Origin of the sequence: Streptomyces sp. LBL (assembly GCF_029893585.1) — a bacterium.
Lineage (GTDB): Bacteria > Actinomycetota > Actinomycetes > Streptomycetales > Streptomycetaceae > Streptomyces.
Genome location: NZ_JARXYX010000001.1, coordinates 20,089 through 33,750, shown reverse-complemented (window position 1 = coordinate 33,750; position 13,662 = coordinate 20,089). Strand labels below are relative to the sequence as shown.

Below are 13,662 nucleotides of genomic sequence, written 5' to 3'. Positions count from 1 at the left end.
GCCGTGTCGGCCGCGCCCGTTGATCACGGTCAGCGCTTACGGCGGGCGGTGTCGCCCGGGCCTGCCGGGACAGGGCTGGCCACACCACTGGGAACCCGCAGCGCGGGCGCCGGTGCGGCTGCCTTCGCGGTACCGGTGCCGGTGCCGGTGGGGGCCGCGGGCGTGGCCTGCGTGGTCAGTTGCAGGGTGATCGAGGTCTGCAGCGTGCCGGGGGTGGTCCAGCCGGACAGTTGCCCGGCGTAGGCGGTGCCGAAGGCGGTGCTGCCGATCAGCTGCCTCTGGACGGTGCCGACGGGCATGGTCGCGCTGGTCTGGGTGCCGTTCGGCGAGCTGATGGTGACCGTGTTGCCGATCCGGTAGGCGGTGACCTGGTTGTTCTTCACTGCGCCGGCCCAGGCGGCGCGGTACTTCAGCTCGGTCCCGATGTCCTTCAGCCGCAGATTGACCAGCGGCGTGTTGGCGGCGTAGAGGCTGGTGTAGTCGCCCAGGATCTTGTCCAGCACCGGGTAGGCGATGCGGTCCTCGGCGAGGTTCGACTGGTGCATGTACACCGGCCGGGGGTCGTTGGAAAGCGCGTGCCCGAGGGCGATGCGGCTCTCCAAGGGGACGATGTACGACGGGTAGCCGGTCTGGGGGTCCAGCGGGGCGCTCAGGCAGGTGGTGGTCGAGGAGCCCTCGCAGATGCCGCTGCCGCCGTCGGCCTTGCTGGTGTAGACGAAGTTGTACTCGTCCACTTCCTCGGTCGCGTGGCCCGCGTTGTAGTAGACGTTCATCGGGAAGCGCGGCGCGGTGAGGGCGGAGCCGATCTGGCGCTGCTGCGGGTCTCGGGAATTGTCGCTGGCAAGCCACTTCACCCCGGTGGCGTTGAGGGACGGGGCAAGGTTGGGGTTGTCGGTGGGCTGCTGCGGCAGCACCTTCATCCCGGAGTGCTCACCGGTGACCAGTTCCGTGTTGTCGAGGGCGAGGCCCTTGCCGTTGGCCCAGGTACGGTTCTGGGTGATCTGCGAGGTGATGTCGGCCTGGCTGACCCACTGGATCTTTCCGCTCGCGTCGGTGGAGCACTTCCACGGCACCACGCTGACGTCCTGGACGCAGCCCAGGAACGGGTGCTGGTAGGTGTGGTTGACCCACCGGAAGGTGCTCTTGTCGGCGATGAGCTGGTCCGCCGTCGGGTCGGCGCCACCGTGATCCGCCTTGTAGTCCTCGCTGCCGCCGCCGTTGAACACCATGTCCAGAGTGAGTCCGTGGCCGGCGGACCACTGCTTGGCGTACTGTGCGTCCGCCGCCGTCATCCGGATCGGGTCGGGGGTGGCACCTCCGCCCGGGGCGCAGTCCACGTCTCCGGGGGTGCAGTTGAGCGAGGTGTTCCACCGGTCGTCGCCGAGGAGGACATCGTCGACGTGAACCGCGAAGTAGTTGCGGTCGGCGCCCAGGTGGATGCCCTGGGTCAGCCACTCGACGATGCCCCGGGTGAGCAGCCGGTACTGCTCCTGGTACTGGTTGTAGACGAAGTTGACGACCAGTTCCCGGCGCCCGTCGTGGGCGTACTCGCCGACGAGCGAGCCGCGCGCGGAGCTGCCCGGGATCGGGGCGTCCACATAGCTGGTGAACGTGGCCCCGGCCTGCTGTTGGGCGAGCGGCACGGCCAGGTAGCCGTAGCTCTCGGACACGTCGGGCGCGTTGTCCTCGAAGGGGACGTTGCCGCCGAGGTAGCCGAAGGATCCGGACTTCCCGGCGGACGTCACCTGGGCGGTGGTGCCGTCGAGCGAGCCGATGTACCCGGGCGACTGCGCGTAGTTCAGCCCGACCTCGGGCCTGGCGTAGGTGTAGGCGTCGGCCTGCCGGATGCCGAAGGTCTGCTCGAAGGTCGCCAGAGCCGCCATCTCGGCGGAGCCTGCACCGAACGGGTTGTCGTTCGGCAGCACGACGGCCTGGTACTTGGCCCTGGGACGGCCGCTGACGGTGTCGCTCAGGAAGGCGGCGTTGATCTGCGGCCGCCCGCTGTCGGCCAGGTCGACCCTGGTGTACGGGGTGCCTGCCGAGTCGAGTTCGGCGGTGATGGCCCCGGTGGCCGGACCCCCGTCATCGACGACGAGCACCTTCAGGTCGATCCTCGGCTCCAGCGTGGCTGCCCTCGCCACGATGGGCGACGTGACGAGTGCGAGCACGGCAGCGCTGCCGCACACACCGGCTTTCAACAGCATGCAACGCATGATGAACTCCCCCCCCGTGCCGCGGGTCAGCGCGGCACGGCATAACAGTGGATCAGATATGAATCAGATATGAATCACATGGTGATAGAAATTGCGCAGACTTGATTACTTGCGGACATGATCGTGCCAGAAGTGAATACAACTGCGAATACGTGAATCCCCCGATCCCCGCGCCCCCATCACCCAGAGGTATATCACCTTCTGGCCTACCGCCGAGGCTTACCGCCTGTTGCATCAGTGGCCTACGTGAGCCCGTCCGACGGGATGACGGAGCGGGCGATCACGCACCACCGCCTGGGTGAATGATCAATAATATGCGCAGCTCAGGGCGTATGAAGTCACCTAAACGAAGCGCAGGGGAGAGCGTCGGAACCTCGCCCGGGACTTCGTCGACCTGCCACTGATCGGATCACCCGATGGTGTGATTCGAGACGACGGGGCGACGAGTTTGATCACGCGCTTGATCACGCGGTTGATGCCCTCGCTTTCGCCATTGCCGTGTCCGGTGTCGATGAATCCGGTACACCAGGCTGTTGCATTCACTCCGACACCGAGGCAAACCCCCGGATCAGGCGGAACCCCGTACACCACCTCGCAGGAAGCAACCTCTGCCCCTACGGAACACCTGCTTATCAATCAATGGCCGGTAACGCCCTCTTGGCACCGTCTCTGGAGACTTCCACACTGCCCAGCAGGATCGAGGGGGAGGCAACGCGATGCAGAAGAGGAAGGGACGCCCCACCACCAGGCACAGCGGCAACGAGAATTACGGCGACGCGCGCTCCTGGCCGTAGCCGGACTGGCGGCCATGTGGCTCTTGCGGAAGACACACCGAAGAGAGCGCGGTCAGCGGGCCCTTCCCCGCGGTTTCAGACGCGTCGGCGGCAGCTCGGGGGCAGGCAGTGGATCCCCCTCATACCCCTTCACCTCCCCGAATCTCGACCCCTCCATCCAGTCCCGACGCGCCTGTACGATCTCCTCCTGCGATCGTCCGATCCAGTTCCAGAACATGATCAGCTCCTCCTCGAACGGCTCGCCGCCGAGGAGCATCAAGCCCGCGTCCGAGGCGGCGCGCAGCGCGAGTTCGCGGCGGCCGCAGCCGAGGTAGAGCATCGAGCCCGGCACCAGCGGCACGCCGTCCACGTGGGCCTCGCCGGACATCGACAGGACGGCGTACTCGAAGTCCGGTTCCAGCGGGAGTCGTACGTCCGCACCGTGGGCGAGGGCCAGGTCGGCGCCGACGATCGGGGTGTACGTCGTGCCGGGCGAGCGCGCGCCGTCGAGGTCGCCGAGGACGATCGTCGCCGTGAGGCCCGGCGCCGTGACGCGGGGCAGGTCGGCGTGGTGTTCGAAGTGCGGGTCGGTGTGGCGGTGGCCGTCGGGGAGCGCCACCCACAGCTGTGCGCCGTGCAGGACACGGGCGTGCGGCCTCGGGCTCTCCTCGGAGTGGCTGATGGCCCTGCCGGAGGTCATCAGGCCCAGTTCGCGCGGGCGGATCGTCTGGAGGCTGCCCGTGGAGTCACGGTGCAGCACCTCGCCCTCGTGCAGCCAGCTCACGGTCTGGAGACCCATGTGCGGATGTGGGGGCACCTGCATCCCGGGCTCGTCGGCGATGTCGTCCGGGCCGTAGTGATCGACGAAGCACCAGGCGCCGACCATGCGTCGGCCCAGGTTGGGCAGCAGACGGCGCACCTCGGTGGACTCGCCGAGCTTGACACGACGGGGACTGAGGAGTTCACGCACGGGCTCCGCCACCACGAAACCACGGCCGCCGCACAGCGCGGGAACCGCCTCGCGATCAAGATTGCTCATGCCGCTCAACCTAGCCCCGCGCGGGCTTCCCCGTCAGGCCCGAACCCGCACCCATTGGTAGCCATGGAGATAGTATCCATGCACATTATGGCCTCATGGCCACCACACAGTTGGTCACCCTGCGGATCGCCGTGATCGCCGACGCGCCCGTCGAGCGCGACGGGCTCACCGGCCAGGTCACCGACGCCCTCAAGATCGACCCGGTGGAGGTCCGGGGCATCATCGAGGAGCTGATCGCCCGCTCGCGGTAGCGGAACCAGGTAGTGGAAACCGGGGCGTGCAACCGGGGCGCTGGAGCCCGGTAGTGGAATGTTTGACCATCTCGCCGGGTTGACGCCCGCGAAGGAGGTCGGCAGTGAACATCACGTACTACGACCACGGAACACCGTCGGAGCGCTGGGAGCGCGGGCGGATGTTCTTCGACGCGAAGGACTTCGCCGCAGCCGCCCGGGTCCTGGGCGGGCTGGTCGAGGAGGTGCCGGAGCAGACCGGACCGCGGCTGCTGCTGGCGCGGGCCTACTACCACTCGGCCCAACTGCGGCGAGCGGAGCACGAGTTGAGGATCATCGTCGAGCGCGACCCGGTGGAATACTACGCCCGGCTGATGCTCGGTCGCACCCTGGAGCGGCAGGGCCGGAGCGAGGAGGCGGAGCCGCACCTGCGCTTCGCCTCGGCGCTCGCGGGCGACTTCGAGCAGCTCTGAACCGGTCGTGATGCAGCTCTGATCCGTGATGGTGAGCACTGAACCGGTCATGGTGCGGGCCCGGCTCCCCTCGATCTTCGAGGAGCCGGGCCCGCACCGCGTCCCGCACCGGAGCCCTACCTCACGTCGGCACCGCTCACCGGCCCGCGCCGGTGGGCGATCTCGCCGAGGACGACGTCCACGACGAGGAACGAGGCCAGCGGGATGCCCAGCAGCGGTACGAAGTAGCCGAGGACGGCGACGGCCGCCGCGCACGGCACCAGGATCTGCGGGGGCACCTGCTGCCAGGCACCGCGCGGAATCGGCCGGCCGAAGGCAGAACCGCGGCCGCGCTGCCACCACATGCGGTAGCCCCACACGATGAGCAGGATCAGGCTGAGCGCCAGGCCCATCAGGGCGATCTGGTTGACCAGCCCGAAAAGTGATCCGGTGTGCAGGTCGATGCCCCAGCGGCTCAGCTTCGCCAACAACGGATAGTCCGCGAACCGCTGGACGTCGGTGACCTCACCGGTGGCCGGGTCGATCGCGACGGAGTCCTGCTTCTCGGGCCAGCTGCGCTGGATCTGCTGCACGACGTACGCGGACGAGGCGTCGGCCGGCGGAACGATCTCGACGGGGTCGCCGAGCCCTTCGGAGCGGGCGGCGGCCAGGATCCTGTCCAGGCCGGCACCGTGCTCGGCGTCCCCGGCCGAGGCGGAGGCACCGTGGCCCGCGTGGTCGCCGCCGGCCGTCGCGGCGACCGACGGGGTGGCCTGGCCGAGCGAGGTGCGCAGTTCGTCGATGTTCGCTCCCGCGTACGTCGACCAGGTCAGCCCGGTCGCCGAGAGGAACAGGAACCCGGCCGCGGCCCAGGCGCCGACGGTGCCATGCAGCCCGAGCGTGCGACGGCGTCCGCCGGTGCCGCGCAGCCTGCGCAGGGCGCGGCGGCGAGTGAACCACAGCAGCAGACCGCCGAGCGCGATCACCCACAGCCAGCTCGCGGCGAACTCGCTGTAGAGACGGCCGGTCTCACCCAGGTGGAGATCGCGGTGGAGTTCGTCGATCCAGGTACGCAGGGGCAGGGCGCCGGTCGAGCCGTACTGTTCGAGCGCGCCCCGCACCTTCGCGGTGTACGGGTCGACGAACACGGCCAGCGTGTGGTCAGGGTCGACGCCCTTGACGCCGGTCAGCAGCACTCTGGTGGTCGCGTCGGCCGCGGGCGAGGGCCGTACGGCGGAGACCGTGCCCTCGGGGTGCGCCGTGCGGGCGGCGTTCACCTGCTCGGATATGGGGAGCTTGGCGTCACCGACGGCGGCGACGGTCATCTCGTCGGCGTACGCGAACTTCTCGGCCTGGAACGAACCGGCGTACAGGAAACCGGTGACGGCGGCGACGAGCAGGAACGGGGCGACGAGCACTCCGGCGTAGAAGTGCAGACGCAGGACCAGCGGGCGCAGCGGGGCCCATCTGCTGAGGGACGGCGCCGGGGTGGCGGCGGTGTGCGGCGCCTCGTCCGTGGTGGTCGAGGGAGCGGTGGACATCGGCGGGGTCCTCCCGGGGCAAGGGACGTTTCTCAGCTGTAGCGGTCCAGTAGTCGGGGAGAGGGGGCGCCGAGTTCCCGGAGTAACGGGTGGCGCGCGTCACATGTGGGTGGCCGGGTCGTCCGGGAGCGCCGTGGCATGCTGGCGGGATGGCTTCTCCCCCTGATCGCGCGCCCGTTGCCGACCTGGTCGAGGAACTCCTCGCCACGGACGGCCCGTTGCCCATCGTCGCGGCCGGCGATCCGGTGCTGCGGCGGGGCGCCGACCGCTTCGACGGCCAGTTGGACCCCGCGCTGCTGTCCCGTTTCGTCGAGGCCCTGAGAATCACCATGCATGCGGCGCCGGGCGTGGGCCTGGCCGCGCCGCAGGTCGGGGTGGGGCTGCGCATCGCGGTGATCGAGGATCCGGCGCCCGTCCCGGAGGAGGTGCGGCTGGCGCGCGGCCGGGTCCCGCAGCCGTTCCGGGTGCTGGTCAATCCGTCGTACGAACCCGTCGGCACCACCCGTGCCGCGTTCTTCGAGGGCTGCCTGAGCGTGCCGGGCTGGCAGGCGGTGGTGGCCCGCCCCGCCGAGGTGCGGCTGACCGGTGAGGACGAGCGGGGCCGGGCGGTGGACGAGGTGTTCACCGGCTGGCCCGCCCGGATCGTCCAGCACGAGACCGACCACCTCGACGGCCTGCTCTACCTCGACCGCGCGGAGCTGCGCTCACTGTCCTCGAACGAGGCGATGGCGCAGCGGTGGACGCAGCCGACTCCTCAGGAGGCGGCCACGTCTCTCGGGTTCGAGCTTCCCTGGTAGCCCCGCTTCCCTGGTGGTCCCGGTAGGCCTCAGTTGTCCCGGTAGGCCTCCAGCAGCCGCAGCCAGATCTCGCTGATCGTCGGATACGACGGAACCGCGTGCCACAGCCTGCTGATCGGGACCTGCCCCGCGACCGCGATCGTCGCGGAGTGGATGAGTTCCCCGACGCCGGGGCCGACGAAGGTGACGCCCAGGAGGATCTCGCGTTCGAGGTCGACGACCATGCGGGCGCGGCCCTTGTAGCCGTCGGCGTACAGTCCCGCTCCGGAGACGGAGCCGAGGTCGTAGTCGACGGCGCGGACCCGGTGGCCGGCCTGTTCGGCCTCCGCGAGGGAGAGTCCTACCGCGGCCGCTTCCGGATCGGTGAAGACGACCTGGGGGACGGCGTCGTGATCGGCGGTGGCGGCGTGGGCGCCCCAGGGGTCGGACTCCAGCAGCGGCACCCCGGAGGCCCGCGCGGCGATGGCGGCGCCCGCTATCCGGGCCTGGTACTTGCCCTGGTGGGTGAGCAGGGCACGGTGGTTGACGTCGCCGACGGCGTAGAGCCACTCGCTGCCGGTGACCCGCAGGCTGTCGTCGACGTCCAGCCAGGAGCCGGGGTCGAGGCCGATGGTGTCGAGGCCGATGTCGTCGGTGCGCGGGGCGCGTCCGGTGGCGAAGAGGATCTCGTCGGCCTCGATACGGTCGCCGGTGTCGGTGACGACCACGACCGTGCCGCCCTCCCGGGTGACCGACTCGACGGACGTGCCGGTGCGGACGCCGGCGCCCGCCTCGATGAGCGCCTCGGCGACCAGTTCGCCGGCGAAGGGCTCCATGCGGTTCAGCAGGCCCTTGCCGCGGACGAGGACGGTGACCTGCGAGCCCAGGGCCTGCCAGACAGTGGCCATCTCAGTGGCGACCACTCCGCCGCCCACGACGACCAGCCGGCCGGGCACTGCCTTGGCACTGGTGGCCTCGCGGCTGGTCCACGGCCTGACGCCGTCGATTCCGGGCAGGTCGGGCACGACGGCGCGGGTGCCGGTGCAGACAGCCACCGCGTGCCGGGCGGTGAGCACGTGCCGCTCTCCGTCGGGACCGGTGACCGTGATCGTGCGCGGTCCGGTGAGTCGGCCGTGGCCGCGGTAGATGTCGGCGCCGATGCTTTCCAGCCACTGGACCTGGCCGTCGTCCTTCCAGTGGGAGGTGTAGTAGTCACGGTGGGCGAGGACCTCCGAGGCGTCGAGAGGGCCCTGCACCGACTGGCGCAGACCGGGGACGCGGCGGGCGTCGGCGCGGGCGATGACCGGGCGCAGCAGGGCCTTGCTGGGCATGCACGCCCAGTACGAGCATTCGCCGCCGATCAGTTCGCTCTCCACGACCGCGGTGGAGAGTCCGGCCGCACGGGTGCGGTCCGCGACGTTCTCCCCCACGGGCCCGGCACCGAGCACCACGACGTCATAGGCGATGGATTCCGTTTCCGTCATGGGGTCAGTCTGGTGGGTGGTGTGCCCTCAGGCCACAGGGGGTACGCGCGCGGAATACGGTCCAGCGCCGCCGTGTTCTTGCCCACGGCTTCGCCCCCGATATCAGGAAGAGGGATCACGCCATGAGCAGCACCGTGGAGCTCACCAAGGAGAACTTCGATGAGACGGTCACGGACCACGAGTTCGTCCTGATCGACTTCTGGGCGGCCTGGTGCGGTCCGTGCCGTCAGTTCGCGCCGGTCTACGAGAAGGCGGCCGAGGAGAACCCGGACCTGGTGTTCGGCAAGGTGGACACCGAGGCGCAGCCGGAACTGGCCGCGGCCTTCGGTATCCAGTCGATCCCCACGCTGATGATCGTGCGTGACCAGGTCGCCGTGTTCGCCCAGCCGGGAGCGCTGCCCGAGGCCGCCCTGACGGACGTCATCGGGCAGGCCCGCAAGCTGGACATGGACGAGGTCCGCAAGTCCGTCGCCGAGCAGCAGGCTCAGGCGGGGCAGAACGGCGAGTAAGCCCTTTGCTCGTTCTCAGCCGTCTGAGCGTTCCCAGCGTCTGGGCATTCCCAGCGTCTGAGCGTTCCCAGCCGTCTGAGCGTTCTCAGCCTCTCAGCGTTCTCAGAACGGGTACGTCGCCACGTCGCCGCGCACCGTCGTCCAGCGAAGCTCGGTGAAGGCCTCCAGGTTGGCGTCACCGCCGAAGCGGGCGCCGGTTCCGGACGCGGCGACGCCGCCGAAGGGAGCGACGGCCTCGTCGTTCACGGTCTGGTCGTTGATGTGGACGACGCCGGTCGGGATCCGCTCGGCGAGGTCGAGACCGCGGGCGGTGTCCCGGGTGACGATCCCGAGCGAGAGACCGTAGGGGCCGGCCGCGGCGAGGGCGGCCGCCTCGTCGGGTGTGCCGAAGGATCGTACGGGCGCCACCGGGCCGAACACCTCCTGCGTGTAGGCGGGGGTGCGGTCGTCGACGTCGGCGAGCACCGTCGGCCGGTAGAAGAGCCGGTCGTGGGTGCCGCCGGCCGCCAGTTTGGCGCCGCGCGCCGTGCTCGCCTCCACCAGGCCGCTGACCTTGGCGAGCTGGCCGTCGTCGATGATCGGGCCGAGGTGGACCTGCTCGCGGTGCGGGTCGCCGACGGCCAGCGAGTCGGCCTTCGCCGCCAGCCGCTCGACATAGTCGTCGTACAGGGACGCGTGCACCAGGTGGCGGCCGGTCGTCATGCAGATCTGGCCCTGGTGGAAGAAGGAACCCCAGGCGGCCGTGGAGATCACCGCGTCCAGGTCGGCGTCCTCCAGCACGATCAGGGCGGAGTTGCCGCCCAGTTCGAGATGCGCCCGCTTGAGGTGGCGGCCGGCCGCCTCGCCGACGGCACGGCCCGCCGCGGTCGATCCGGTGAACGAGATGACGGGGATACCCGGGTCGGCCACCAGGGCCTGGCCCGCGTCCGGCCCGCCGGGCAGGATGTGCAGCAGGCCCTCCGGCAGCCCGGCCTCGGCGAAGATCGCGGCGAGGGACAGTCCGCCGCAGACCGCCGTACGGGGGTCCGGCTTCAGGACGACCGCGTTGCCCAGGGCGAGCGCCGGGGCGACGGAGCGGATGGAGAGGATCAGCGGGGCGTTGAACGGGGAGATCACGCCCACCACACCGGCCGGCACTCGACGGGTGTACGACAGCCGGGCCGCCTCGCTCGGCAGGACCTGCCCGGCCGGGCGGGAGGCGAGTGCGGCGGCCTCGTAGCACTCCTGGGCGGCGACGTGCAGTTCGAAGTCGGCCTTGCCGGGGATGGACCCGGACTCGCGCACGAGCCATTCGCGCAGTTCGTCGGCGTGCGTGGCGAACAGGTCGCCGGCCTTGCGCAGCACCCCCGCCCGGACGAAGTGCGGGACGCGGGCCCACTCGGTCTGGGCGGCGCGGGCCGTCCGGGCGGCCGTCTCGACGTCCTCGGCGGTGGCGAGGCAGACGGTTCCGAGCGTGTCGCCGGTGGCGGGCTCGGTGACGGGGTGTTCGGGTCCCGACAGACTGCGGGACTGCCAGTTCTCGGGGTCGAGCAATGACATGACGGCTCTCCGTTCGGTCACCGGCGGACGCACAGGGGAAGCGGAGTCCCGTGTCCCGCCCCCATATGGTTGAGCACTCAACAGGCTAGTCCTGCCGGACGGCGAACGGTGTGCCCGCCGTAACCCGCGGACGGCCTGTATCCGTCCGGGCGGACGGCTTGGATCTGGTCTGCACGGACGGCTTATATCCGTGTGCGCGGACGGCTTGGATTTCGTCTGCGCACACGGCCCGTATTCCGATGATGCGACGAGATCCGGTGGCCGTCCTGCGCGATCCGACCCGACGCGGCGTGCGCCCGTGCCAGGCGGCGTGCGCCCGTGTCAGCTGGAGTCGCGGTGCACCATCGAGGCGCCGAGCACCTCGTGCGTCTCGGGGGCGGCGTTCGGGTCGCGTACCGCGCGGTCGACCAGTTCGGCCAGGTCGCGACCGGACGGCAGTTCGACGTGGACCGTGCTCAGCCGCGGCCGCAGGAGCCGGCCGAGCATGAGGTCGTCGGCGCCGACCACCGCCGTGTCCTCGGGGATGCGGACACCCTCGTCCTGAAGGGCGCGCATCAGCAGCATCGCGTACTCGTCGTTGTACGCGAACACCGCGTCGAGGCCGAGGTCCCGCCAGCGGGCGGCGAGCCGGGCGGCGGACGCCTCCTCGTAGGCGAGGGGCAGTTCGACGACCGTGGCGTCCGTGCCGTGCAGTGCGCCGCGTGCACCGTCAAGTCGGGGCGCGGAGAAGGACTCCAGCCCGGGCTCCCGCGGAACGACGACACCTATACGGCGCCTGCCGCGGGCGTACAGGTGGGTGGCCGCGCAGTCGCCGACGGCCGCGTGGTCCATCAGCAGGGCGTGCGCTCCCTCGACGGACTCGGGGCCCAGGACGACCACCGCCCGGGCGCCGGAGCGTTTGAGGACCGTCACGCCCTTCGCGTCGAGGTCGGAGCCGGGCAGCAGGACGGCGACCGGCCGCAGCTCCGCCCAGGCACGGGCGGCCTCGGTGCCGTGCAGGCCGACCGCGCCGTACTGCACGACCGTGTAGTCGAGGCGGCCCAGCTCCCACTGGAGTTCGCTGAGGAACTGGGCGTAGAGCGGGCCCACCGGGACGGTCGGCGCGGGCATCAGCACCATGCGGCTGTGTCCGGCGCGCAGACTACGGGCCGCTGCGTGCGGCACGTACCCGAGTTCCTTCGCGGCCTCGTGGACCCGGCGGCGCGTGGGCTCGCTGATCCTGACGGCGCTGGTGTTGTTGAGGACGTAGGAGACGGTCGCGCGCGAGACGCCGGCCAGGCGGGCCACATCGGCGCTCGTGGGTACAGAGCGCGGTACGGGCGACGCGGGCGTGGGCGTTTTCGGTAATTGCACCATGACGTACCGCATCTTTGCAGAACCTGTTCCCGGGCCTTCGAGTGGGGGAACGTCGCCGGGACCGTCAACCGTCACCGGGAGGGCTCGACACCCGTCACCCGGTCGACCAGGTCGTCCCAGCCGGTCTCCAGCCGCTCCAGCGGCATCCCGCACTGCCGGGTCAGGTGGTGGATCAGAACGGAGTTCAGATATCCCATCAACGTGTGGGACAGGAGCTCGCTGTCCGCTCCCGGCGCCGCCTGTCGCAGCAGCATGGCGACATGGCTGAACTGCACCCGGCGGGCCGGGACCGCGAAACGGCGGTCCGCGTTCGGCTCGGCCGCCAGCTGGAGGTCCAGTTCGTCGACCGAGCGGCGCAGCATGGCACGGCCGAAGGCCCGCAGCCGCTCCACGGGCGGCGCGCCCGGCCCGAGCGGCGGCGGGCCGCTGAGGAAGGCGGCCTGGAACTTCCTCTCGGAGTGGTCGAGCAGTGCCGTCAGCAGCCCGGTCCGGTCACCGAAGCGCCGGAAGACCGTGCCCTTGCCGACTTTCGCCGCGGTCGCCACCGCTTCCATCGTCACCTCGGCCGCCCCGTGCTCCGCCACCAGCCGGGCCGCGGCCTCCAACAACCGGGCCCGGTTCCTGGCCGCGTCCGCTCGCAGACACGGCTCGTCCCCGGCGACGCCCAGCTGAAGCAACTCGGGCGCGGCCATCGGTTGCTGCGGTTCGGCGAACGGGGACGGGAGCGCGGACATGAAGCCAGCGTAAAGCATCGGGAAGAAAACTGGACCGCGGTCCGTTTAGGATGCTAGAACATTAAACGGACCTCGGTCCGGATGTTTCGGCAGTGTTTCAGCCTCTGGGAGTTTCGTATGTCTGTTCGTATCCTCGCGCTCGTCGGCAGCCTTCGCGCCGGTTCGCACAACCGTCAGCTCGCCGAGGCGGCCGTCAAGCTCGCTCCCGAGGGCGCCGACGTGGTGCTGTTCGAGGGCCTGGCCGACGTCCCCTTCTACAACGAGGACATCGACGTCGAGGGCAACGTACCGGCCCCCGCCGCCAAGCTGCGTGAGGCCGCCCAGGCCGCCGACGCGTTCCTCTTCTTCTCGCCCGAGTACAACGGCACCATCCCGGCCGTCCTGAAGAACGCCATCGACTGGCTGTCCCGTCCGTTCGGCGCCGGCGCCTTCGGTGGCAAGCCGGTCGCCGTGGTCGGCACCGCCTACGGCCAGTTCGGCGGCGTGTGGGCGCAGGACGACACCCGCAAGTCGGTGGGCATCGCCGGCGGCAAGGTGATCGAGGACATCAAGCTGTCCATCCCCGGCTCGGTCGTCCGCTTCGCCGAGACGCACCCGGCCGACGACGCCGAGGTCGCCGCCCAGCTGACCGAGGTGGTCACCCGTCTGCACGGCCACGCGGGCGAGACCGCCGCGGCCTGACGCACACACCTGATCATTTGGTCACCTGACCTGCCGCGGGTCCCCGAAGGGGCCGGAGCCGAACGGCTCCGGCCCCTTCGCGCGCGCCGGGCCGGGTCTTTGGAACCCAGCTGCCGCTCAGCACGGTCAGGCCACCGCCGTGGGCGCCAGCTCCCGCAGTTCCTCCAGTGCCGCCACGACCGCCGGACGGGTCCGGCCGCCCCGGCGGGTGCAGGTGAGCAGTGTGCGGTGCGGGGTGCCCGTGCAGCGCACACGGACGATCGGCAGGTGCGGGGTCAGCTGGGCCAGACGCGGGATCAGCGCGACGCCTGTGTTGCCCTCCTCCGGTGAGGTGG

Annotated in this window: 12 protein-coding genes and 1 pseudogene; 5 read left to right on the top strand and 8 right to left on the bottom strand. The window is 70.5% G+C overall.

The window, feature by feature from the left end; genetic code table 11:
- Positions 1 to 29: 29 nt before the first annotated feature.
- Positions 30 to 2,213 carry a hypothetical protein gene (locus M2271_RS00145; protein ID WP_280884951.1) on the bottom strand — a complete coding sequence of 728 codons (2,184 nt, stop codon included), beginning with the start codon at positions 2,211 to 2,213 and terminating at the stop codon, positions 30 to 32.
- Positions 2,214 to 3,059: 846 nt separating this feature from the next.
- On the bottom strand, positions 3,060 to 4,025 hold the full coding sequence (locus M2271_RS00140) for a pirin family protein (protein ID WP_280884950.1): 966 nt from the start codon (positions 4,023 to 4,025) through the stop codon (positions 3,060 to 3,062).
- Positions 4,026 to 4,120: 95 nt separating this feature from the next.
- Between M2271_RS00140 and M2271_RS00135 the strand changes: the two genes are divergently transcribed.
- Both M2271_RS00135 and M2271_RS00130 read left to right on the top strand, forming a co-directional pair.
- Positions 4,121 to 4,276, top strand: coding sequence for a hypothetical protein (locus M2271_RS00135; protein WP_280884949.1), 156 nt, complete (start codon positions 4,121 to 4,123; stop codon positions 4,274 to 4,276).
- A 104-nt stretch (positions 4,277 to 4,380) separates the two neighbouring features.
- The gene (locus M2271_RS00130; protein WP_280884948.1) at positions 4,381 to 4,728 is read left to right on the top strand and encodes a tetratricopeptide repeat protein; all 348 of its coding nucleotides are present in this window, start codon (positions 4,381 to 4,383) and stop codon (positions 4,726 to 4,728) included.
- 116 nt (positions 4,729 to 4,844) lie between these two features.
- Here the strand turns inward: M2271_RS00130 and M2271_RS00125 are convergent, their stop codons facing one another.
- The gene (locus tag M2271_RS00125; protein WP_280884947.1) at positions 4,845 to 6,248 is read right to left on the bottom strand and encodes a PepSY-associated TM helix domain-containing protein; all 1,404 of its coding nucleotides are present in this window, start codon (positions 6,246 to 6,248) and stop codon (positions 4,845 to 4,847) included.
- A 149-nt stretch (positions 6,249 to 6,397) separates the two neighbouring features.
- Between M2271_RS00125 and M2271_RS00120 the strand changes: the two genes are divergently transcribed.
- Positions 6,398 to 7,045 (top strand): peptide deformylase, encoded by a 648-nt coding sequence (locus M2271_RS00120; protein ID WP_280884946.1) that lies wholly within the window; start codon positions 6,398 to 6,400, stop codon positions 7,043 to 7,045.
- A 29-nt stretch (positions 7,046 to 7,074) separates the two neighbouring features.
- On the opposite strand, the gene M2271_RS00115 is transcribed toward M2271_RS00120, so the two are convergent.
- Complete coding sequence (locus M2271_RS00115; RefSeq protein ID WP_280884945.1) at positions 7,075 to 8,508, bottom strand: NAD(P)/FAD-dependent oxidoreductase; 1,434 nt, start codon at positions 8,506 to 8,508, stop codon at positions 7,075 to 7,077.
- A 122-nt stretch (positions 8,509 to 8,630) separates the two neighbouring features.
- Here M2271_RS00115 and trxA point away from each other — a divergent pair, with 122 nt between their 5' ends.
- Positions 8,631 to 9,017 (top strand): thioredoxin, encoded by a 387-nt coding sequence (gene trxA, locus M2271_RS00110; protein ID WP_280884944.1) that lies wholly within the window; start codon positions 8,631 to 8,633, stop codon positions 9,015 to 9,017.
- A 102-nt stretch (positions 9,018 to 9,119) separates the two neighbouring features.
- Here trxA and M2271_RS00105 read toward each other — a convergent pair whose 3' ends face one another.
- The 3 genes from M2271_RS00105 to M2271_RS00095 all read right to left on the bottom strand — a co-directional run bounded on the left by M2271_RS00105 (position 9,120) and on the right by M2271_RS00095 (position 12,646).
- Entirely contained in the window at positions 9,120 to 10,556 is a 1,437-nt protein-coding gene (locus tag M2271_RS00105; protein WP_280884943.1) for a benzaldehyde dehydrogenase, read from the bottom strand.
- A gap of 321 nt (positions 10,557 to 10,877) precedes the next feature.
- Positions 10,878 to 11,924: a LacI family DNA-binding transcriptional regulator gene (locus M2271_RS00100; RefSeq protein WP_280884942.1), complete on the bottom strand. Its 1,047-nt coding sequence runs from the start codon at positions 11,922 to 11,924 to the stop codon at positions 10,878 to 10,880.
- A gap of 59 nt (positions 11,925 to 11,983) precedes the next feature.
- Positions 11,984 to 12,646 carry a helix-turn-helix domain-containing protein gene (locus M2271_RS00095; RefSeq protein WP_280884941.1) on the bottom strand — a complete coding sequence of 221 codons (663 nt, stop codon included), beginning with the start codon at positions 12,644 to 12,646 and terminating at the stop codon, positions 11,984 to 11,986.
- Between the two features lie 117 nt (positions 12,647 to 12,763).
- Between M2271_RS00095 and M2271_RS00090 the strand changes: the two genes are divergently transcribed.
- Positions 12,764 to 13,327, top strand: a complete 564-nt coding sequence (locus tag M2271_RS00090) for an NAD(P)H-dependent oxidoreductase (RefSeq protein ID WP_280884940.1) — start codon at positions 12,764 to 12,766, stop codon at positions 13,325 to 13,327.
- 126 nt (positions 13,328 to 13,453) lie between these two features.
- On the opposite strand, the pseudogene M2271_RS00085 reads toward M2271_RS00090, so the two are convergent.
- Positions 13,454 to 13,636, bottom strand: a pseudogene (locus M2271_RS00085) (LysR family transcriptional regulator); the annotation flags it as partial.
- Between the last annotated feature and the right edge of the window lie 26 nt (positions 13,637 to 13,662).

What these genes read in the sequence shown, in the direction of transcription:
- M2271_RS00145 (WP_280884951.1), bottom strand. Translation starts at nt 2,213, where the DNA reads ATGCGTTGCATGCTGTTGAAAGCCGGTGTGTGCGGCAGCGCTGCCGTG.
- M2271_RS00140 (WP_280884950.1), bottom strand. Translation starts at nt 4,025, where the DNA reads ATGAGCAATCTTGATCGCGAGGCGGTTCCCGCGCTGTGCGGCGGCCGT.
- M2271_RS00135 (WP_280884949.1), top strand. Translation starts at nt 4,121, where the DNA reads ATGGCCACCACACAGTTGGTCACCCTGCGGATCGCCGTGATCGCCGAC.
- M2271_RS00125 (WP_280884947.1), bottom strand. Translation starts at nt 6,248, where the DNA reads ATGTCCACCGCTCCCTCGACCACCACGGACGAGGCGCCGCACACCGCC.
- M2271_RS00120 (WP_280884946.1), top strand. Translation starts at nt 6,398, where the DNA reads ATGGCTTCTCCCCCTGATCGCGCGCCCGTTGCCGACCTGGTCGAGGAA.
- M2271_RS00115 (WP_280884945.1), bottom strand. Translation starts at nt 8,508, where the DNA reads ATGACGGAAACGGAATCCATCGCCTATGACGTCGTGGTGCTCGGTGCC.
- trxA (WP_280884944.1), top strand. Translation starts at nt 8,631, where the DNA reads ATGAGCAGCACCGTGGAGCTCACCAAGGAGAACTTCGATGAGACGGTC.
- M2271_RS00105 (WP_280884943.1), bottom strand. Translation starts at nt 10,556, where the DNA reads ATGTCATTGCTCGACCCCGAGAACTGGCAGTCCCGCAGTCTGTCGGGA.
- M2271_RS00100 (WP_280884942.1), bottom strand. Translation starts at nt 11,924, where the DNA reads ATGCGGTACGTCATGGTGCAATTACCGAAAACGCCCACGCCCGCGTCG.
- M2271_RS00095 (WP_280884941.1), bottom strand. Translation starts at nt 12,646, where the DNA reads ATGTCCGCGCTCCCGTCCCCGTTCGCCGAACCGCAGCAACCGATGGCC.
- M2271_RS00090 (WP_280884940.1), top strand. Translation starts at nt 12,764, where the DNA reads ATGTCTGTTCGTATCCTCGCGCTCGTCGGCAGCCTTCGCGCCGGTTCG.